Origin of the sequence: Thermocrinis ruber (assembly GCF_000512735.1) — a bacterium.
GTDB lineage: Bacteria > Aquificota > Aquificia > Aquificales > Aquificaceae > Thermocrinis > Thermocrinis ruber.
The window spans coordinates 547,813-567,773 of sequence record NZ_CP007028.1 but is presented as its reverse complement, the minus strand read 5'-3'; the positions used below and the strand labels follow the sequence as shown (position 1 = coordinate 567,773).

Below are 19,961 nucleotides of genomic sequence, written 5' to 3'. Positions count from 1 at the left end.
ATTAAAAATGATTTATTCCAACGGTGCGTTGCAAAAGGACATGGCGTCCTGAGGAGAGGTTTCAAGGCACCTAAGAATACACTCACAAGCCCTACCTAACACCGCATACAGCAAAGGCTCCTCCTCGGGGGAAAAGGGAGAGAGCACATACTCCACCACCTTGTTTTTATCTTTGGGTCTTCCTATGCCTATTCTAAGCCTTACAAAGTTTTCAGACTTTATTTCCTTTATTATAGACTCAACGCCATGATGACCTCCACTACTGCCCTCAAGACGCAGGCGTATCCTACCCAAGGGTAGATCCAAGTCATCGTAAATTACCATCATCTCCTCTGGATGGATTTCGTATTCTTCGAGGATGTTTAAAACCGCAAGCCCCGAGTTGTTCATGTAGGTTTGTGGCTTTGCCACCAAAACCTCCCTATCAAAAACCTTAACCCTGAACAGATGAGAAAGACACTCTTCTTTGTAGTCTTTCACCCTCAGTTTTTTTAAAAATTCATCCACCACCATAAAGCCCACATTGTGCCGGGTTCTTTCGTACTTTTTCCCCGGGTTTCCAAGACCTACCAAAAGCCTTATCATTAAGTGGTGGTAGTTTCTTCAGTGGTTGTCTCTTCCGCTTCGGGTTCTAAGACTACCGCTACCACCTCCTCGGGGTTGTCTAGTATGATACAGTTAGGCGGAGGTTGTATATCCCTAACGTGCAAAGAGTCTCCAAGTCCCAACTTGCTAACATCAACTACGATCTTGTCGGGTATGTTTTCCACGCTTGCCCTTACGGTAAGGGTAGAGAGAACCACCTCAAAGGTTCCACCCAAGGCTACACCCTCCGGTACGCCCACGAACTCTATAGGCACTTCTATGTCTATCTCCCTGACCTTAGAAATATTGTAAAGGTCTATGTGTATAGGATTATCTCCGAGCCAACCGTATTGAACCTCCTTCAAAAAGCACACCCTTTTGTCGCCGTTCAAATCCGCCACAATCAGAAAGGTCTCACCGTGAGGCAAAGATAAAAAGTCCTTCAGGCTCATGTATGCGTGGGCGTTTTCTACTCCCTTGCCATAGATCTCTACAGGGATATAACCCTCTCTTCTCATTCGCTTTCTCTCACTTTTGCGTCCGAGTGTTCTGGGAATTAGCTTAACTTCTATCCTTTTCATGCTTTCCTCCTTTATGTAAATAGCATGCTAACAGATTCTCCTTCGTGGATCCTTCTTATGGCTTCCCCTATGAGGGGGGCTATGGATACGATCTTAAGCTTTTCAAGGTTCTTATGTTCTGCTGGTATGGTGTTGGTTATAACCACCTCCTCTATGGGCGATTTCCTCAGTCTTTCCACCGCAGGACCGGACAACAGTCCATGGGTGGCAACCACATCCACTCTACTGGCACCCTTTGAGAGCAACAGCTCACTGGCAGCACACACGGTACCCGCGGTGTCTATTATGTCATCAACGATTATAGCCCTTTTACCCTTTACATCCCCTATTATGTCAAGAACCTCCGCTACATTGGGCTCGGGTCTTCTTTTGTAAATTATGGCTATGGGGCAACCTATTTTGTTGGCAAGTAGCCTTGCCCTTTCCACACCCCCCGCGTCGGGAGAAACCACCACCGTATCACCATCCACTTTATCCTTGAGGTAATCGTAAAGAACACCCAACGCGTGTAAATTATCAACGGGTATGTTAAAAAAACCCTGAATTTGAGGAGAATGCAAATCTACCACCACCACCCTTTGGGCACCAGCAACCGTTATAAGGTCTGCCAACAGTCTTGCGCTTATGGGAACCCTCGGCTTGTCCTTTCTGTCCTGTCTTGCGTAGGCATAATAAGGTATCACTGCGGTGATCCTGCCGGCAGAAGCCCTCTTTATGGCATCCAAGATGAGAAGAAGCTCCATTATGCTCTCGTTTATGGGATGGCAGAGGGACTGGATCACAAAAACATCCTCGCCTCTCATAGACTCGTTTATCTGAACCCTTACCTCTCCGTCGCTAAAACGGGAAACGATCGCATCAGAGAGGGGGATGTTTAAATACTCAGAAACTTCCTTTGCTAACTTTTGATTGCTTGTGCCGGTCAAAAGTTTAATAGAACCTGTCATAATCCAACCTCTTAGTTTTTATGGGAGGGGAAAGCTGGGGTGCCTGGACTCGAACCAGGAGCCCCCGGATCCAAAGTCCGGTGCTCTGCCAGTTGAGCTACACCCCAAGCTTTCCACCTCATAGACTTGCCAACCTCTCAGCTGACAAGCCCTTCTTAGATCCTCTTCCAGCTCTCCCACAAAGAACACGCAGGAACCGCTTCCACTTACCAGAGGCCTCTTACCCACACTCCTCAAGAACCTAACCACTTCGCCCACTTGGGGCACCTCTTCCGCACACAGCTCGCCCAACCTGTTCTCCAGAACCTCGAGCTCACCCCTTACTAAGCAATCTATTATTTTATCACGGTCCAAGTTGGGTGTCAATTGTTTTTCACCCACCAGGGAGTAGATTTTCTTAGTGGAAACCGCGACCCCCGGATAGATCACCACAAACTTAAACTTGGGAAGGTCAATAGGCTGGATCTTTTCCCCTCTACCAGTGCCCACAGCGGAACCGCCGTACAAAAAGAACACCGCATCAGAGGAGACCGCAGAAGCTATAGCTTTTAGCTCCTCAAAGCTTAGTGGCTCACCCAAGAGTTTGTTGACACCCATTAAAACGGTCGCCACATTAGAGGAACCACCACCCAAACCTCCGCCTATCGGGATGACCTTCTCTATGTAAACCTGTACCTCCAAGTCAGTACCCAGGGCTCTTTCCATGAGCCTTAAAGCCTTATAAACCAAATTTTCCTCTTGGGGTATGCCTTTGGAGGTTTCAACCCGCAGGGGACCTTTTTCTAAAATCTCTATTCTGTCAAAGAGGTTTATAGCCTGAAAGATAGTAAAAATCTCGTGGTAGTTATCTTGACGCTTTCCTAAAAGCCAAAGTCCCAAGTTCAGCTTGGCAGGGGACAAAAGCTCCATGGCTCAATGTTCCGATTTGATTTTGTAGTAAAAGATAAGCACCGCGATAACCGCAGATACTGCCAAACCAAAGAGGAGAGTATCCAAGGGGTTTTTCCATTCTACAAATTTCTTTGTAAAGGTGATGGCAAGGATCAGCACAATCACGCTTGCAAGCTTGGACTTTAGCTGGTCTATGTTTTCTATCTTTAGCCACTCGGGCACTTGAAGCTTCCCCACGAAAAGTTCATAGAGCCCTACCGCAAAGATGTACAGAACCACAGAAAGGAGGTGAATGTCCATCACCGATATGAACTTGGTGGCAAGGATGGTGCTGTCTCTGGTAGCCTCGTCAGTAAATGCCTTGTATAGTGTCTCAAGCAAGATATAAATGCCGTAAAAACTCAAAAAGACCGCACCCAAAAACAAACTAAGGGACGGTAAGAGGGCTATTGCCTTACCGCTCTCTAAAATTCTTCTCCACATAACCGAGTTCCTCCAGGTCCTTTATAAAGCTCCTTCTGAACTCTTCCCGTAGCTTGTGGGACCAAAAGGATATTTTAAGGCTGTTTCCTTCTATCCTTGCCCAAACTTTACGGTGGATGGTGTAGAAGGCTAAGACCAGTCCCAAAACCAAAAGTATAGAACCTCCCCAGATCAAAGTGGTACCCGGGCTGTAGGAAACCTGCAGACCACTAAAAAATTGAGGTCTAAAGTCCTCTAAGAAGAATATGTAAGGAAAGTCAGAAAGTTCCCTAAGTTGAAAGAAGGCAAAGATGGTAAGCTCAGGAGAGTAAATAACCGGTACATCGTAGGATTTTCCATCCTTTAGCACCTTTATCATCAGGGCAGGCTTTAGATGTTCTGTGTCCTCTGGGTTTTCTAAGTTCAACACAGACCTGTCAATGGAAAGGAGCATGTCTTTAAACTCTGCCACCTGCCCAGCCCTGAGCTCCACCGTTCCCAAAAGCGCCCTTTGGGGGTCCTCCGGAAGGACTCTTCTGTCAAAGACAGAAAGCTTAACATAGCCCGCACTGCCCGTTAGCCCGTAGCTAGCCTGGAATATTCTGTAGGTTCCGTACTCAAAGGGCTTGTTTACAGCCACTGTTCCTTTGGCGACCACCCTGCCGTTCTCTATGATCTCTATTTCACTTTCAAAGCTTGCAATGGCATCCTTTACCTTTGGGTCCCCTTTAAACTCCTTTCCCTTTCTCTTTGCCTCCTCTTCGTAGGAAACTATGTGAAAGGCATTTACCTTAATTTGAAAGGGAAGCCTATAGACCTTATCCTGGCTAAGGCTTGTCATTATGTTTTCTCTTGCACCCTCCGGCACAATGACCATGCCCCTCTTTCCAAAGAGTCCGTCTATTAGTCCCCCTGCCATTATCACAAGTAGGGCTATATGTACCACATAAACCCCAAGCCGGGAGTATTTACCCTTTTCTCCGTAAAGGTAAATCCTGTTTCCTTCTTCCTCCGCATAAACCTTAAAGCCCTTTGACTGGAGAAATCTTATGACCTTTTCCTTGTCCGGGTTTATCTTGACCTCTATGGGTTTTAGGTGTTTTTCCAAGTGCTCGTCCAGTTTTTGAAACCTCTCCTTCGAAAAGGTATGCTTCCACACGCTGGGCAGTCTCTTGTAAGAGCAGAGGATCAGGTTTAGGGCAAGCAAAGCAACAAACAGGATGTAATACCATGAGTGAAAAACATCGTTTAGCCACAGCTTCCAAAACCACTCTGCCTTCGCCGGACCGTACTTATTCACATAAAATTCAAAGGGTCTGTTTTGTTCTATGTAGGTGGAACCTAGCATAGAGAGAATGCCTATGGCGATCATCAAAAATATGGCAAGCTTTATACTGGCAAAAAACTCAAAGAGAAAGACAGGAAGGCTGTTAAACTTTTTGTAGTCTCGGTAGAGTGCCCTTAGGCTATCCCAGAGGAACTTCAAAAAGGACACTGCAAACAGAAAACCCGAGACAAACAAAAGGGCAAAATAATGAATTCCAACCTGCTTGAGATGAAAGAGCCCTGCAATAACTACCCCAAGAAAAAATACTGAGGAGAGGATCAAAAAGGCATAGCCTTTAAGCATTCTCAAGAGCCTTATAGTAATCTACTACCTTCCTCCTTATTCTGTCAAGGAGAACTTTAGATTTTATCTCCACCACCGGGTAGTCCTTTCCACCTTGATTTATGGCTGGCAGTTGGATAAAGAGTCCGCCGTTTTTTGCCTCAAAGAGCTTTATGCCCCTTATTATTATCTCGTCTATCTTAACATCTGCATAGCCCAAAAGGCGAGGTCTTTTGGCGCTTACTTCAAAGGGGTAAAACTTCAGAAGCTCAACCTCCGGTACCCTGTCGTTGGAGTTTGGCGTATCTTTCAAGGGCTAACCTCCTCTTAAGACCATTCACCCTGTCTATAAAGGTGATGCCATCCAGATGGTCCAGTTCGTGCTGGAATACTATGGCGGGAAATCCCTCCAACTCATACTCCTTTATCTCTCCCTTTAGGTCCATAGCCCTGAACCTTACCTTTTGGTATCTCTCCACCTCCACCGTAAGACCGGGGAAGGATAGGCAACCTTCCCTGTATTTTATGCTACCCTGTCCCTCCAAGAGCTCGGGGTTTATGAGCACCAGCTTTACAGGAGGAGACTCCTTTTTTGGGGATGTATCTATGACCATTATGCGGAGGGGTTCTCCTATCTGATTTGCTGCCAAGCCCACACCCTCTGCATGATACATGGTTTCAAACATGTCCTCCACGAGCTTTACTATATCTCTGTCTATAACATCCACCTTTAGGGTGGGGGTTTTCAAAATAGGGTCTGGAAATCGGACAATCTTCCTTACAGCCATAGTGTGAATAATTTAAACCATGCAGTGTTAAAATACATCCCAAATGTGCGGTATAGTTGGATACACAGGCAAAAGGAGGGCGATCTTTATACTTTTGGAAGCCCTGGAACGCCTTGAATACAGAGGCTACGACTCCTCTGGCGTTGCCCTTCTGGAAGAGGGACGGATCTTTGTGGATAAGAAGGTAGGTAAGATAAGGGAACTGATAAGGAGCCTGTGGGGAAAGGAACTCAACGCTACCACTGGCATAGGGCACACCCGATGGGCTACCCATGGGGGTGTATGTGAGCTAAACGCCCACCCTCACACCGACGGTGAAGGACGTTTTGCCTTGGTACATAACGGCATTATAGAAAACTACCGAGAGCTAAAGGAGTATCTAATCTCAAGGGGTGTAAAGTACGTTTCCGAGACGGACACAGAAGCTATAGTGCATCTGATTTCCCTTAACTACGAGGGAGACCTCCTAAGGGCTGTGCTGAAGGTCCTACCTATGCTAAAGGGGGCGTATGCCTTTGCGGTAATCAGTTCTATGGAACCTAACCGCATAGTGGGCGTAAGGTACGGAAGTCCTCTGGTGGTAGGACTTGGAGAGGGTGAAAACTTTCTGGCTTCGGATATTCCAGCTTTGCTTCCCTTTACCAAAAAGGTTATACCTTTGGAGGATGGAGAGATAGCAGACATTACTCCGGATGGTGTTAGCATCTACGACTTTGAGGGCAATCTAAAGGTAAAGGAATCTATAACTGTTCAGTGGGACCTGCTATCCGCCGAGAAGGGAGGTTTCAAACACTTTATGCTAAAAGAGATCTTTGAACAACCTCGGGCAGTGGCAGATACAATAAAGGGCTACATTTCCCGAGATTACGAACTACCCTTCTCCCTAAAGGACTTTAGAAGGATCGTTATAACCGCCTGCGGAACGTCCTATCACGCAGGACTTATAGGAAAATACTGGCTTTGAAAGGTTTGTGGGTGTTCCTGTGGAGGTATCGTACGCTTCGGAGCTCAGGTATTCGGACACTCCCATAGGAGAGGGAGACTTGGTGATTGCCATATCCCAATCGGGCGAAACTGCAGATACACGCTTTTCTGCCCTATCTGCCAAGGAAAAGGGTGCAGTTTTGTTGTCTATCGTGAACGTGATGGGCAGTGCCCTGAGCAGGGAGTCTGATTACACCCTATACACCCACGCAGGACCCGAGATAGGTGTTGCAGCAACCAAAACCTTTACCTGCCAACTGGCAGTTCTCTTTTCCTTAGCTATAAGCGAACATCCAGAGAGGGAAAATCTTATAAACCAGCTTTTGAAGGTTCCCAACCTTATGGAGGAAGTTCTGTCAAAGGCTGAGGGCATAAAGGAGGTAGCGCTTAACTATTCCCAAAAGAAGAACCTTCTCTACTTGGGAAGGTATCTAAGCTACCCAGTTGCCTTAGAGGGCGCCCTAAAGCTGAAGGAAATTTCTTACATACACGCGGAGGGTTATCCTGCGGGCGAGATGAAACACGGTCCCATAGCCCTTATAGACCAGCACATGCCCGTTGTGGTGGTAGCCCCAAGGGATAGGGTTTATGAAAAGATCCTCTCCAACATAGAGGAAGTTCTCGCAAGAAAAGGTATCGTTATATCCGTCGGCTTTGAGGGCGATGAAAACCTCAGAAAGCTTTCAAAGGACTTTATTGAAATTCCCCAGGTGGCAGAGGAACTGAGCCCCTTCTTGACAGTGCTTCCCTTACAGCTCTTTGCCTACTATATTGCAGACTACTTGGGCTTGGATGTGGATCAGCCGAGAAACTTGGCAAAGACCGTCACTGTTGAGTGAATAAAAGCTTTAAGAGTCCCATCTGGGCATATACCCTGTTCTCCGCCTGTGTGAAGATAAAGTCTACAAACCTTTCAAACACATCCTCCGTGATCTCTTCTCCCTTTTTGGCAGGCAGGCAGTGCATCACCAGTACGGTGTCCTTTGCGTGCTTCAAGAGCTCACTGTTTACTTGATAGTTTTTTAGGGCTTGCAACTTCTCCTCATCCCTATCCTGGTTCATACTCACCCAAACATCCGTATATACCACATCCGCGTCCTTTACCGCCTCCACTGGGTTGGGAGTAAGATAGATGCTACCGCCCGTGATTTTGCAAAGGTCTTCTCCCGCCTGATAGTAGTAAGAGGAAGGCTCATAACCCTCAGGAGTAGAAACAAAAAGCTTTAGGCCAAATAGCCCAGCAGCCACAAGCCAGGTGTTGCAAAGGTTATTACCATCTCCCACGTAAGCGATCTTGAGATCCTTTATGCCCTCCCCAAAGCGTTCGTAAAGAGTAAAAACATCACTGAGGACCTGACAAGGATGGGACATATCCGTCAGGGCGTTTATGACCGGAATGGATGAATAACCGGCAAACTCTTTGAGCTTTTCGTGGGAATCAGTGCGTATCACTACACCGTCCAAATACCTTGAAAGGGTCCGTGCGGTGTCTTTTAGGTCCTCTCCCCTCACCAACTGGAGGTTGTTTTCCTGAAGGAACATAACCTCACCACCTAACTTTCTTATGCTAATCTCAAAGGATACCCTTGTGCGGGTGGACGGTTTTGTAAATATAAGGGCAAAGTATTTACCTTCCAAAATTTTCTCTTGGGGTGCCCCTTCCTTTATCCTAAGGGAATCATCTAATACTAGCCATCCTTCCTCTACTGTAATGTCCCACAGATCAATAAAATGCCTTATCATAAGCTAGTATTATAAACCAAGCGGAAAAAGGGTTTTTTGTGGAGAGTTTTTACCCCTTGACATCCTATGAAGAATGGTGTATAATTAATAATATCTTGAGCAAGGTTGAGGGGCGAAAGTTCAAAGTCCCTTGTTAAAAAGCACTTGACAAAGTTCGGTAGTTGAGCTATAATTAAAAAACACTTAAGAAAAACTGAGGGGCGTAAAAAGCCCCTTGTTGAAAAGTGCTTGACAAGTTTGAGCTGTTAAGTTATAATTAAGATCAAAATCCCCGTAAGGGGAACTGAGGGGCGAAAGTTTAAAGCCCCTTGTCAACTTGGCAACTGAATAGGGAGGAAGAACCCGAGGTTTTCCTGAAGAGTTTGATCCTGGCTCAGCGCGAACGCTGGCGGCGTGCCTAACACATGCAAGTCGTGCGGAGGGGTGATGAGCCCCTCAGCGGCAAACGGGTGAGTAACACGTGAGTAACCTGCCCCTGGGAAGGGGATAACCCTCCGAAAGGGGGGCTAATACCCTATATAGCCGGGGACCACTAAGGTCTCCCGGTGAAAGGTGGCCTCTGCCCTTCACGGGCATGCTACCGCCCAGGGAGGGGCTCGCGGCCCATCAGGTAGTTGGTGGGGTAACGGCCTACCAAGCCTATGACGGGTAGCCGGCCTGAGAGGGTGGCCGGCCACAGTGGGACTGAGACACGGCCCACACCCCTACGGGGGGCAGCAGTGGGGAATCGTGGGCAATGGGCGAAAGCCTGACCCCGCGACGCCGCGTGGGGGATGAAGCCCTTCGGGGTGTAAACCCCTGTCGGGGGGGACGATGTGTCCTGGGGTGAATAATCCCAGGGCATGACGGTACCCCCAGAGGAAGGGACGGCTAACTACGTGCCAGCAGCCGCGGTAATACGTAGGTCCCGAGCGTTGCGCGAATTCACTGGGCGTAAAGCGTCCGCAGCCGGACGGGTAAGCGGTGCGTCAAAGCCCACCGCTCAACGGTGGAACGGCGTACCGAACTGCCTGTCTTGAGGCACGCTCAGGCAGGCGGAATTCCCGGTGTAGCGGTGAAATGCGTAGATATCGGGAGGAACACCGAAGGCGAAGGCAGCCTGCTGGAGCTGTCCTGACGGTCAGGGACGAAAGCTGGGGGAGCAAACCGGATTAGATACCCGGGTAGTCCCAGCCGTAAACCATGGGCGCTTGGCGTCGTCCTCGTGGCGGTGCCGCAGCTAACGCGGTAAGCGCCCCGCCTGGGGAGTACGGGCGCAAGCCTGAAACTCAAAGGAATTGGCGGGGGCCCGCACAACCGGTGGAGCGTCTGGTTCAATTCGATGCTAACCGAAAAACCTTACCCGGGCTTGACATGGTGGGAAACCCTTGCGAAAGCGAGGGGTGCCGTCCTCTGGACGGAATCCCACCACAGGTGGTGCATGGCCGTCGTCAGCTCGTGTCGTGAGATGTTGGGTTAAGTCCCGCAACGAGCGCAACCCCTGCCCTTAGTTGCTACCCCGAATGGGGAGCACTCTAAGGGGACTGCCGGCGATAAGCCGGAGGAAGGTGGGGATGACGTCAGGTCAGTATGCCCTTTATGCCCGGGGCAACACAGGCGCTACAGTGGCCAGGACAATGGGATGCGACCCAGTAATGGGGAGCAAATCCCCCAAACCTGGTCATGGTGCAGATTGAGGGCTGAAACTCGCCCTCATGAAGCCGGAATCGGTAGTAATGGCGGATCAGCTAAGCCGCCGTGAATACGTTCTCGGGCCTTGCACACACCGCCCGTCACGCCACGGAAGTCAGTCTTCCCGGAAGGCCCCGAGCTAACCCGCAAGGGAGGCAGGGGACGATGGGAAGGCTGGCAACTGGGGCGAAGTCGTAACAAGGTAGCCGTAGGGGAACCTGCGGCTGGATCACCTCCTTTTTAACGGAGTCAAGTTTTCAGGCTTGTCCCGCCAATAAGATGAGATCGGGTTCTTCCTCCCTATTGAGTTGCTCTCCCAAGGGCCTCTAGCTCAGTCGGTTAGAGCGTGCCCCTGATAAGGGCAAGGTCGGTGGTTCAAGTCCACCGAGGCCCATTGTCTGGGGCACAGCAGGGGATGTAGCTCAGCGGGAGAGCGCCTGCTTTGCAAGCAGGAGGTCGAGGGTTCAAATCCCTCCATCTCCATGCTTACAAGGCAGGTAGCGGGTTCAGCAATGAACCCGTGTTAACTTGGCAACTGAATAGGTCTTTCTTCCTTGTGGGTGTGCAAGTTAGTAAGGGTCCGGGGTGGATGCCTCGGCTGCCCGAGGGGATGAAGGGCGTGTAAAGCTACGATAAGCCGGGTGGAGGCGCAAAATGCCTGTGAGGCCCGGATGCCCGAATGGGGAAACCCGGCAGGGCGTTGAGCCCTGTCATCCGCGTTAAGCGGAGCCGATACGGGGCGAAGTAAAACCTTCTAGTAGCCCCAGGAAAGGAAATCAAAACGAGACTCCCCGAGTAGCGGCGAGCGAAAGGGGACCAGCCCAAACCGCACGGGTGCCATGGTGGCGGCCGTAGCTCGTGCGGGGTTGCGGGACGTACCCGGAGAGGTCCGCCAGCCTCTCAGGGAGTTACAAAACTTCCACCTAGCCGAAGTGAGCTGGAATGCTCCGCCATAGAGGGTGAAAGCCCCGTAGGCTAAAGGTGAGAAGTCTCCCGGGGGTACGATCCCAAGTACCACGGCCCTCGTGGAAGGTCGTGGGAATCAGGGGGGACCTCCCTCCAAGGCTAAGTACTCCGGGCAGACCGATAGCGCATAGTACCGTGAGGGAAAGGTGAAAAGAACCCCGGAAGGGGAGTGAAATAGAACCTGAAACCCCGGATCCACAAGCCAGTGGAAGGGTCCTGTGGGCCCGACTGCGTGCCTTTTGCAAAATGAGCCAGGGAGTTGTCCTCAGCGGCGAGGTTAAGCCGTTAGGCGAAGCCGTAGCGAAAGCGAGTCCGAATAGGGCGTTAAGTCGCTGGGGGCAGACGCGAAGCGGAACGATCTACCCATGCCCAGGGTGAAGGACGGGTAATTCCGTCTGGAGGCCCGAACGGGTCGGTGCTGCAAAACCGTCCGATGAGGTGTGGGTAGCGGTGAAAAGCCAATCGCGTTCCGTGATAGCTCGTTCTCCCCGAAATAGGTCGACGCCTAGCGTCACCCGTTCCTTCCCGGAGGTAGAGCCACTGGTTGGGCTAGGGCCCCGAGAGGGGTACCGAACCCTGCCAAACTCCGAATGCCGGGATAGGTAGGGTGGCAGTCAGTCCCCGGGGGATAAGCTCCGGTGGACGAGAGGGAAACAGCCCAGACCGCCAGCTAAGGTCCCAAAATCCGGGCTAAGTGGGGAAGGATGTGCGGCTGCTAAGACAGCCGGGAGGTTGGCTTAGAGGCAGCCATCCTTTAAACAGTGCGTAACAGCTGACCGGCCGAGCGGCCGTGCGCCGAAAATTTAGCGGGGCTTAAGCCCGGTACCGAAGCTGCGGGCTCGCGTAAGCGAGCGGTAGGGGAGCGTTCCCTGTGGGCTGAAGTCCCACCGTAAGGTGGGATGGACTGCAGGGAAGTGAGAATCCTGGCATGAGTAGCAGCGAAGACAGGTGAGAAACCTGTCCGCCGGAAGCCCAAGGTTTTGGCGGCAATGTAAATCATCCGCCAGTTAGCCGGGACCCTAAGGTGAGGCCGAAAGGCGTAGCCGATGGGAAGCGGGTCAACATTCCCGCGCCAGCGGTGTGGAGCCAGAGTCGTGACGCAGGAGGCTAGGGAGAGCCGGCTATGGAATGCCGGTCCAAGGTAGTAGGAGGGGGTGGCAGGCAAATCCGTCACCCTATACTCCGAGAGCCGATGGGGTAACTCTCCTGACGCCACACTGCCGAGAAACAACGGCGCTGGCGTTGAAGCACCGCTGCCCGTACCGGAAACCGACACAGGTGGGCTGGGTTAGTAGCCTAAGGCGTCGGGGGAACTCTCCTCAAGGAACTCGGCAAGTTGCCCCCGTACCTTCGGAAGAAGGGGGCCCGTGGAGGTGAAGCCCTCGCGGCGTAAGCTTCTGCGGGTCGCAGAGACCGGGCGGTGCCGACTGTTTACCAAAAACACAGGACTACGCAAACCCGTAAGGGGCTGTATGTGGTCTGAAGCCTGGCCAGTGCCCGTAGGTGAAGGGGCGGGGTGCAAGCCCCAAACCGAAGCCCGGGTAAACGCCGGCCGTAACTCTGACGGTCCTAAGGTAGCGAAATTCCTTGTCGGGTAAGTTCCGACCTGCATGAATGGCCCAACGAGTGCCGCACTGTCTCGAGGAGAGTCCCGGCGAAATTGTGATGCCGGTCAAGACGCCGGCTACCCGCGGCAGGACGGAAAGACCCCGTGAAGCTTCACTGCAGCCTGGTACTGAGTCTTAGCCTATCCTGCGCAGGATAGGTGGGAGCCAGTGAAGTCCCTCCTCCGGGAGGGATGGAGGCGCCGGTGAGATACCACCCTGGATAGGCTGAGACCCTAACCCAGCCGAGTTAACCTCGGCGGGGACCGTGCCAGGTGGGCAGTTTAGCTGGGGCGGCTGCCTCCTAAAAGGTAACGGAGGCGTCCAAAGGTACCCTCAGGCGGGTCGGAAATCCGCCGTAGAGTACAAGGGCAGAAGGGTGCCTGACTGTGAGGCCGACAGGCCGAGCAGACGCGAAAGCGGGGCCTAGTGACCCACCGGTCCCACGGGGAAGGGCCGGTGATCAGCGGATAAAAGCTACTCCGGGGATAACAGGCTAATCTCCCCCGAGAGCCCACATCGACGGGGAGGTTTGGTACCTCGATGTCGGCTCCCCCCATCCTGGGGCTGAAGCAGGTCCCAAGGGTTGGGCTGTTCGCCCATTAAAGGGGGACGCGAGCTGGGTTCAGAACGTCGCGAGACAGTTCGGTCCCTATCCGCCGCGGGCGCAGGAGTCTTGAGGGGGTCCGTCCCTAGTACGAGAGGACCGGGACGGGGCAGGCTCTGGTGTACCGGTTATCTCTCCAGAGGTAGCGCCGGGTAGCCATCCTGCTACGGGATAAGCGCTGAAAGCATCTAAGCGCGAAGCCCACCCCAAGATAAGGACTCCCTGAAGGGCCGTGGGAGACTACCACGTTGATAGGCCGCAGGTGGAAGCTCCGCAAGGGGTGTAGCCGAGCGGTACTAATAGCCCGTTCGACTTGCACACCCACAGGAAGAAAGACCTATTGAGTTGCCAAGATTCCCTCGGGACCATAGCGGAGGGGAAACACCCGGTTTCCATTCCGAACCCGGCAGTTAAGCCCTCCAGCGCCGATGATACTGTGCCGGGCGAACGGCACGGGAAAGTAGGTCGTCCCGGGGGTTTATTTTATACTTATTCACCCATGTACGACCACATCATCATAAAAGGTGCAAGACAGCACAACCTAAAGAACATAGACCTAAAAATTCCCAAAAACAAACTTATAGTCATAACTGGTCCATCCGGCAGTGGGAAATCTTCTTTAGCCTTTGATACCATATATGCGGAGGGGCAAAGGAGGTACGTAGAATCCCTTTCCTCTTACGCCCGTCAATTCTTAGGTGTTATGGAAAAGCCGGAGGTGGACGTTATAGAAGGGCTATCTCCCGCCATAGCCATAGACCAAAAGACCACCTCTAAAAACCCTCGCTCAACGGTAGGAACAGTCACAGAAATTTACGATTACATGAGGGTCCTTTGGGCAAACGTGGGAAAGCCCCACTGCCCAGAGTGCGGAAGGCTTTTGGAAGGACTATCCGCCCATGAGATCTTGGAAAAGGTGTACGAAGATTTAAAAGGCAAAAGGATCACAATTTTGGCACCTTTGGTCAGAGGCAAAAAGGGGGAATTTAGGGACCTCCTGAGGGAACTTGACAAAAAGGGCTACAGTAGGGTTAAAGTGGATGGAGAGTATCTCCGCATAGTGGATGTTCCACCTTTGGAAAAAAACAAAAAGCATGATATTGACCTTGTAATAGACCGATTCGTTTTGGAAGAGGATGAAAGAGCAAGGGCTTTAAACGCCATAGAGAAAGCCTTTGAACATTCAAAGGGTCTTGTGAAAATTGACGATGTGGACGGTGGAAAGGAACTAATATTCAGTCAGAGTAGGACCTGTCCCGAACATGGCTTTTCGGTGCCAGAGTTAACACCAAGACTCTTTTCCTTTAACTCTCCTTACGGTGCGTGTCCTACGTGTAAGGGGCTTGGTGTAAGGTGGGAGATCAACCTCAAGCTTCTGGTGGATGAAAAAGAACCTGCGGTAGATGCCTTTAGGATTACAAAAAACGGCTTTTTTGACTACCTTAGATACCCTGTTGCCAACATACTGAGAAGGCTTGGCTACCATCCAGAAACACCCTTTGGAGAACTGCCCAATTCTGTTAAAGAGCTCATTCTTTATGGGGGTAAGGTGCTAAATACAGAATTTGAAGGCATAATTCCACACCTTGAAAGACGCTTTTTGGAAGAGGATTCAGAAAGGCTGAGAGAAGAAATCGGAGAGTATATAAAGGAAAGACCGTGCCCTGCCTGTGGAGGTTCAAGGCTAAGACCAGAAGCCCTCTCCGTGCTCTTAAACGGTAAAAACATATACCAAGTATGTAGTATGCCTATAAGACAGGCTATGGAATTCTTCAAGGAAACCTACGAAAGATTGACAGGCAAAGACCGCATAGTGGGAGAAAGGCTCATAAAGGAGATCACCGACCGGCTTAGCTTTTTGATAAAGGTAGGCTTGGACTATTTGGACTTAGCACGCAGTGCAACCACCCTCTCTGGGGGAGAAATGCAAAGGATAAGGCTTGCCACCCAGATAGGCTCCAAGCTAACGGGTGTGCTATATGTTTTGGATGAACCCTCCATTGGTTTGCATCCCAGAGACACCCATAAGCTCATAGAAACCCTCAAGGACCTTAGGGACCTTGGCAACACAGTCATAGTGGTGGAGCACGATCCGGAGACTATACTCTCTGCTGATTGGATCATAGACCTCGGTCCAGGAGCTGGGAAAAACGGAGGTTATGTAGTAGCAGAAGGTACACCTGAGGATATAATGAACAATCCAAACTCTTTAACAGGTGCCTACCTTTCTGGTAGGCAGGGCATACCTCTGCCAGAAAAGAGAAGACCTCCGGGCAAGAGGTGGCTAAAAATAATCAACGCCAGAAAGCACAATTTGAAAAACATAACCGTCCAGATTCCGGTGGGTCTCTTTGTGTGTGTAACGGGGGTCTCCGGTAGTGGAAAATCCACACTAATATACGACATACTTTGGGAGTATGCGAGGGGACTTTTCTATGGTGGCAACGTGGATGTGGAAGGGGTGGATAGTATAGAGGGGCTTGAGTACTTTGACTATGTTATCAACGTGGATCAGTCTCCCATCGGTAGAACTCCCAGAAGCAATCCCGCTACTTACACAAAGCTGTTTGACTCAATAAGAAACCTGTTTGCCCAGACGCCTACCGCAAGGGCAAGGGGTTACACACCGGGTAGGTTCTCCTTTAATGTGCCGGGTGGAAGGTGCGAAGCATGTCAAGGAGAGGGTGTGATAAAGGTAGAAATGCACTTTTTGCCACCCGTGTATGTGACCTGTGAAGTGTGCAAAGGGACCCGATACAACAGGGAGACCTTAGAAGTGCTCTATAAGGGTAAAAACATAGCGGAAGTATTAGACATGACCGTGGATGAAGCCTACGAATTCTTCTATCATCATCCTCCCATACGCAGAAGGCTTGAACTTTTGAGGGATGTGGGGCTTGGGTATATAAAGCTGGGGCAACCGGCTACTACCCTTTCCGGTGGAGAAGCCCAGAGGATCAAGCTCGCCCGAGAGCTTTCAAAGAAGGAAACAGGAAGGACCCTCTACCTCTTGGACGAGCCCACCACTGGGCTACACATGGACGACGTGAAAAAACTAATAGAGGTTCTCCAAAGGCTCGTGGATAGGGGAAACACGGTTGTGGTTATAGAGCATAACCTGGATGTGATAAAGTGTGCGGACTGGATCATAGATTTGGGTCCTGAAGGTGGAGACAGGGGCGGGTACATTGTAGCAGAGGGGACTCCAGAGCAGGTGATGGAAAATCCTAACTCCTACACAGGGCAATATCTTAAAGAGTATTTGAAGTATAATCATAGGATAGAAGCTTTAAACAGGAGGGCTTAGATGGCAAAAATATACTATGACGGAGATGCCAGTTTAGAAGCGCTAAAAGGTAAAAGGGTAGCCATTTTAGGTTATGGCAGTCAGGGGCATGCCCATGCCCTCAACCTCAGGGACAGTGGCATTGATGTGATAATTGGGCTACATCCAACCAGCAAGTCAAGGGAAAAGGCACAGAGGGATGGATTTGAGGTTTACGAACCCTCAGAAGCGGTAAAGAGGGCGGACATTATAATGTTTTTGACGCCAGACCCTGTGCAACCGGAACTCTACAAACAGTGCGTGGAGCCTCACTTAAACCCTGGGAAAACCTTAGCCTTTGCCCACGGCTTTAACATACACTTCAAGCAGATAGTTCCACCAAAGGATGTGGACGTTTTTATGGTGGCACCCAAGGGACCTGGGCATTTGGTAAGGTGGATGTATGAAGAGGGTAAAGGTGTGCCTGCCCTGGTAGCCATCTATCAAGATGCCTCCGGCAACTGCAAAGAAAAAGCCCTGGCTTACGCCAAAGCCCTTGGATGTACTAGGGCGGGTGTGATAGAAACCACCTTTAAAGAGGAGACAGAAACAGACCTCTTTGGGGAACAGATGGTTCTGTGCGGTGGTGTAACTGCCTTAATAAAGGCAGGGTTTGAAACCCTCGTGGAAGCAGGCTACCAGCCAGAGGTTGCCTACTTTGAATGCTTGCACGAGCTAAAACTGATCGTAGATTTAATATACCAATACGGTATAGCGGGTATGAGATATTCCATTTCAGACACTGCCAAGTATGGGGACCTCACCCGAGGTGAGAGAATTTACAAGGTAGTTAAGCCCTTGATGAAAGAAGCCCTTGAGGAGATCCAAAAAGGTGAGTTTGCAAGGGAGTGGGTCCTTGAAAATCAAGCAGGAAGACCTGTCTTTCATGCCCTCCTTGAGAGAGATAGACACCACCTTATAGAAAAGGTAGGAGAAGAACTCAGAAAGATGATGCCTTGGATCACGGGTAAGGAGCTAAAATGAACCTGACTAAAAGAAGGGAATCTTTAAAAAAGCTCTACACGCCCTTGGGCGTTGCCCTCTACAGGCTACACCTTCCTCCTAACTTTATAACCTTGCTGTCTGTTATAACGGGCATGCTATCCGCCTACTTTTTCTGGCATGGCAAACTTTTAACCGCGGTGGGTTTTTTGCTTCTCTCTGGGCTTTTGGACCTTATGGATGGCGTGGTAGCAAGGCTCTCTGAAAGGGCTTCAAAGTTCGGTGCGGTTTTTGATTGGTTGGCGGACAAGTGGGTGGATGGCTTTGTGCTTGGCACCGTAGGATACCTATATGCGGGTCCCTTTACAGCCATACTGGCAATTACCGCATCCATGCTACACTCTTTCATAAAGCCGGTGGTCTATTCAGAAATAGGCTACAGTGCGAGGATTAAAGGAAAAATCCAGGATCCTTTGGAGGGGGTAGGCTTCTTTGGAAGACCCGAAACCCACCTTACCTTAGCCCTTTTTGCGGTCCTTGAGAGGTTCAACATGCCCTTGGGACTCTCCTTTGGCATAAAGCTTATCGCACTCCTTACACTGCTTTCCCTATTTTTGCGCATAGCATATCTGTATAAACATTTCGGAAAGGTGTACGAAGAATGAGGCCCTATGTGATCATAGTCTCTGAGGTTAGTGTGGACGGAAAGCTCACCCTCTACCGGGGGGCTTCAAGTAAAGAGCTGATGAGTCTTATGGATATGGAGGCATACAGGTATTTACACGAAATAAGGGCTAAGGTGGATGGCATAATGGTGGGTTGTGAGACGGTAAGGACAGATAACCCAAGCCTAACGGTTAGGTACGCGGAAGGTAAAAACCCTGTGCGTATAATACCATGCTCCACCGCCAACGTGCCCTTAGACGCCAACATCTTTTCAAAGGACGCACCCACCATAATAGTTTCCACCCTGAGGGCTCCAAAGGAGAGGATAGAAAAGATCAGGGAGCTGGGTGCAGAGGTTTGGATAGTGGGCGAGGACCTTGTGGATTTTGACAAGCTCCTTCCCATGCTCTACGAGAGGGGTATAAAGAGCCTTATGGTGGAGGGTGGGTCCTCCATAAACTGGGAGTTCGTCAAGAGGGGGTATGTGGATGAAATAAGGCTTATACACCTGCCTGTTATAGTGGGTGGGGAGAATGTACCCACCTTAGTGGGTGGGGAGGGCTTTAAGAGTCTGAAGAACGTTCTCAATCTAAGACTTAGAGCCCACTTCAAGAGGGGACATCACCTGATCACTGAATGGGAGGTGGTAAGATGAACGAATACTTGGGGATTTTGATTTTTTTTGTGATAGCGTTGGGGGTCGGTTTTGTTTTCACCGTAGCAAACAGTATCCTTGGACCAAGGATCAAGGAAAAGATGGAGGATTATCCTTACGAATGCGGTGTGCCTCTGTATGACCCAGAAGCAAGGGGCACCTTCAAGCAAGGCTATTATCTGCTGGGACTTTTGCTCATTCTCTTTGACATAGAGGTTGCCTTCTTGTTCCCTTGGGCGGTTGTCTTCAAAGACATCGGCATATACGGGCTCATTGAGGCGGTTTTGTTCATAGCCATACTCTTTTTGGGCTTTGTTTATGCTTGGAGGAAGGGTGCCCTAAAGTGGCAGATTTAGAGCTTTTCCTTTGTGGAGGGAAGCTCTCCACCCACCAGAGAAACAGACTGCTTTAAGGCTAAGGCAAAGGCTTTAAAGCAAGCTTCAGCAATGTGGTGGAGGATCCTTCCGGATAAAACCCTTATATGCAATGTGCTTTTGGATTCCAAGGCAAAGCCCTTGAAGAACTCCCATATAAGCTCAAAGTCAAAGTCTGTGATCTTTCCACGCAATCCTAAGTCTTCATAAAAGAAAAGAGGTCTGCCAGAAATATCAATGCTACACAAGACCAAAGCTTCATCCATGGGAACAATGCTATAACCATACCTTTGAATGCCCCTTTTGTCTCCCAAGGCTTCAAGCACCGCCATGCCCAAGGTTATGCCCACATCCTCCACCGTGTGGTGATGGGAAACATGTACATCTCCCTTTGCCTTCAGTTCAAGGTCAAAGCGTCCGTGCCGGGCAAAGGTTTCAACCATGTGTGTGAGAAAACCTACCGGTGTGCTAACGTTGAACCTCCCAGAGCCATCCAGGTTAATCTCCAGTTCAATCTGAGTCTCCCTTGTTTCCCTCAGAACTTTTGCTTTTCGCATGGAA

The 19,961-nt window shown here is 50.3% G+C and carries 14 protein-coding genes, 3 tRNA genes, 3 rRNA genes and 2 pseudogenes; 11 read left to right on the top strand and 11 right to left on the bottom strand.

Annotation, left to right across the window (positions count from 1 at the left end):
* Positions 1–12: 12 nt before the first annotated feature.
* From pth to def, 9 genes and pseudogenes are all read right to left on the bottom strand, one after another.
* A complete protein-coding gene (gene pth, locus THERU_RS03075; RefSeq protein WP_025305815.1) occupies positions 13–585 on the bottom strand; it encodes an aminoacyl-tRNA hydrolase in 573 nt (190 codons plus the stop codon).
* The gene (locus THERU_RS03070) at positions 585–1,166 is read right to left on the bottom strand and encodes a 50S ribosomal protein L25/general stress protein Ctc (protein WP_025305814.1); all 582 of its coding nucleotides are present in this window, start codon (positions 1,164–1,166) and stop codon (positions 585–587) included. The genes pth and THERU_RS03070 overlap by 1 nt, the downstream gene beginning before the upstream one ends.
* A gap of 11 nt (positions 1,167–1,177) precedes the next feature.
* Positions 1,178–2,113 carry a ribose-phosphate diphosphokinase gene (locus THERU_RS03065; RefSeq protein WP_025305813.1) on the bottom strand — a complete coding sequence of 312 codons (936 nt, stop codon included), beginning with the start codon at positions 2,111–2,113 and terminating at the stop codon, positions 1,178–1,180.
* A 34-nt stretch (positions 2,114–2,147) separates the two neighbouring features.
* Positions 2,148–2,220: transfer RNA gene (locus THERU_RS03060), tRNA-Gln, on the bottom strand.
* A 55-nt stretch (positions 2,221–2,275) separates the two neighbouring features.
* Positions 2,276–3,022 (bottom strand): annotated as a pseudogene (gene ispE / locus THERU_RS08775) (4-(cytidine 5'-diphospho)-2-C-methyl-D-erythritol kinase); the annotation flags it as partial.
* Positions 3,023–3,025: 3 nt separating this feature from the next.
* Complete coding sequence (locus THERU_RS03055) at positions 3,026–3,487, bottom strand: YqhA family protein (RefSeq protein ID WP_038532377.1); 462 nt, start codon at positions 3,485–3,487, stop codon at positions 3,026–3,028.
* Complete coding sequence (resB, locus tag THERU_RS03050) at positions 3,459–5,096, bottom strand: cytochrome c biogenesis protein ResB (protein WP_025305812.1); 1,638 nt, start codon at positions 5,094–5,096, stop codon at positions 3,459–3,461. Before resB ends, THERU_RS03055 begins: the two co-directional genes overlap by 29 nt.
* Entirely contained in the window at positions 5,089–5,388 is a 300-nt protein-coding gene (locus THERU_RS03045) for a septation protein SpoVG family protein (protein ID WP_025305811.1), read from the bottom strand. The genes resB and THERU_RS03045 overlap by 8 nt, the downstream gene beginning before the upstream one ends.
* Positions 5,345–5,863, bottom strand: coding sequence for a peptide deformylase (gene def / locus THERU_RS03040; protein ID WP_025305810.1), 519 nt, complete (start codon positions 5,861–5,863; stop codon positions 5,345–5,347). Before def ends, THERU_RS03045 begins: the two co-directional genes overlap by 44 nt.
* Positions 5,864–5,906: 43 nt before the next feature.
* Between def and glmS the strand changes: the two are divergent.
* Positions 5,907–7,686: pseudogene (gene glmS / locus THERU_RS03035) on the top strand (glutamine--fructose-6-phosphate transaminase (isomerizing)).
* Here the strand turns inward: glmS and argF are convergent.
* Positions 7,673–8,590, bottom strand: coding sequence for an ornithine carbamoyltransferase (gene argF, locus THERU_RS03030; protein WP_038532050.1), 918 nt, complete (start codon positions 8,588–8,590; stop codon positions 7,673–7,675). The pseudogene glmS and the gene argF overlap by 14 nt on opposite strands.
* 350 nt (positions 8,591–8,940) lie before the next feature.
* Here argF and THERU_RS03025 point away from each other — a divergent pair.
* The 10 genes from THERU_RS03025 to THERU_RS02980 all read left to right on the top strand — a co-directional run bounded on the left by THERU_RS03025 (position 8,941) and on the right by THERU_RS02980 (position 19,382).
* Positions 8,941–10,501 (top strand): 16S ribosomal RNA (locus tag THERU_RS03025).
* Between the two features lie 80 nt (positions 10,502–10,581).
* A tRNA-Ile gene (locus THERU_RS03020) sits at positions 10,582–10,655 on the top strand.
* Positions 10,656–10,672: 17 nt separating this feature from the next.
* A tRNA-Ala gene (locus THERU_RS03015) sits at positions 10,673–10,744 on the top strand.
* A gap of 79 nt (positions 10,745–10,823) precedes the next feature.
* A 23S ribosomal RNA gene (locus THERU_RS03010) occupies positions 10,824–13,759 on the top strand.
* 36 nt (positions 13,760–13,795) lie between these two features.
* Positions 13,796–13,915 (top strand): 5S ribosomal RNA (gene rrf, locus THERU_RS03005).
* The 16S, 23S and 5S rRNA genes sit together here with 2 tRNA genes alongside, the layout of an rRNA operon.
* A 22-nt stretch (positions 13,916–13,937) precedes the next feature.
* On the top strand, positions 13,938–16,745 hold the full coding sequence (gene uvrA, locus THERU_RS03000; protein ID WP_025305807.1) for an excinuclease ABC subunit UvrA: 2,808 nt from the start codon (positions 13,938–13,940) through the stop codon (positions 16,743–16,745).
* Positions 16,746–17,747: a ketol-acid reductoisomerase gene (gene ilvC, locus THERU_RS02995; RefSeq protein WP_025305806.1), complete on the top strand. Its 1,002-nt coding sequence runs from the start codon at positions 16,746–16,748 to the stop codon at positions 17,745–17,747.
* On the top strand, positions 17,744–18,370 hold the full coding sequence (locus THERU_RS02990) for a CDP-alcohol phosphatidyltransferase family protein (RefSeq protein ID WP_025305805.1): 627 nt from the start codon (positions 17,744–17,746) through the stop codon (positions 18,368–18,370). Before ilvC ends, THERU_RS02990 begins: the two co-directional genes overlap by 4 nt.
* Positions 18,367–19,026, top strand: coding sequence for a dihydrofolate reductase family protein (locus tag THERU_RS02985; RefSeq protein WP_025305804.1), 660 nt, complete (start codon positions 18,367–18,369; stop codon positions 19,024–19,026). The genes THERU_RS02990 and THERU_RS02985 overlap by 4 nt, the downstream gene beginning before the upstream one ends.
* Positions 19,023–19,382, top strand: a complete 360-nt coding sequence (locus THERU_RS02980; protein ID WP_025305803.1) for an NADH-quinone oxidoreductase subunit A — start codon at positions 19,023–19,025, stop codon at positions 19,380–19,382. The genes THERU_RS02985 and THERU_RS02980 overlap by 4 nt, the downstream gene beginning before the upstream one ends.
* Here THERU_RS02980 and hisB read toward each other — a convergent pair.
* Positions 19,379–19,957: an imidazoleglycerol-phosphate dehydratase HisB gene (gene hisB / locus THERU_RS02975; RefSeq protein WP_025305802.1), complete on the bottom strand. Its 579-nt coding sequence runs from the start codon at positions 19,955–19,957 to the stop codon at positions 19,379–19,381. The genes THERU_RS02980 and hisB overlap by 4 nt on opposite strands.
* Between the last annotated feature and the right edge of the window lie 4 nt (positions 19,958–19,961).

Excerpts from the sequence above, each read along its gene's own strand:
- uvrA (WP_025305807.1), top strand. The coding sequence starts at position 13,938 with ATGTACGACCACATCATCATAAAAGGTGCAAGACAGCACAACCTAAAG.
- pth (WP_025305815.1), bottom strand. The coding sequence starts at position 585 with ATGATAAGGCTTTTGGTAGGTCTTGGAAACCCGGGGAAAAAGTACGAA.
- THERU_RS02990 (WP_025305805.1), top strand. The coding sequence starts at position 17,744 with ATGAACCTGACTAAAAGAAGGGAATCTTTAAAAAAGCTCTACACGCCC.
- THERU_RS02985 (WP_025305804.1), top strand. The coding sequence starts at position 18,367 with ATGAGGCCCTATGTGATCATAGTCTCTGAGGTTAGTGTGGACGGAAAG.
- THERU_RS03055 (WP_038532377.1), bottom strand. The coding sequence starts at position 3,487 with ATGTGGAGAAGAATTTTAGAGAGCGGTAAGGCAATAGCCCTCTTACCG.
- def (WP_025305810.1), bottom strand. The coding sequence starts at position 5,863 with ATGGCTGTAAGGAAGATTGTCCGATTTCCAGACCCTATTTTGAAAACC.
- ilvC (WP_025305806.1), top strand. The coding sequence starts at position 16,746 with ATGGCAAAAATATACTATGACGGAGATGCCAGTTTAGAAGCGCTAAAA.
- THERU_RS02980 (WP_025305803.1), top strand. The coding sequence starts at position 19,023 with ATGAACGAATACTTGGGGATTTTGATTTTTTTTGTGATAGCGTTGGGG.
- argF (WP_038532050.1), bottom strand. The coding sequence starts at position 8,590 with ATGATAAGGCATTTTATTGATCTGTGGGACATTACAGTAGAGGAAGGA.
- THERU_RS03065 (WP_025305813.1), bottom strand. The coding sequence starts at position 2,113 with ATGACAGGTTCTATTAAACTTTTGACCGGCACAAGCAATCAAAAGTTA.
- resB (WP_025305812.1), bottom strand. The coding sequence starts at position 5,096 with ATGCTTAAAGGCTATGCCTTTTTGATCCTCTCCTCAGTATTTTTTCTT.
- THERU_RS03070 (WP_025305814.1), bottom strand. The coding sequence starts at position 1,166 with ATGAAAAGGATAGAAGTTAAGCTAATTCCCAGAACACTCGGACGCAAA.
- hisB (WP_025305802.1), bottom strand. The coding sequence starts at position 19,957 with ATGCGAAAAGCAAAAGTTCTGAGGGAAACAAGGGAGACTCAGATTGAA.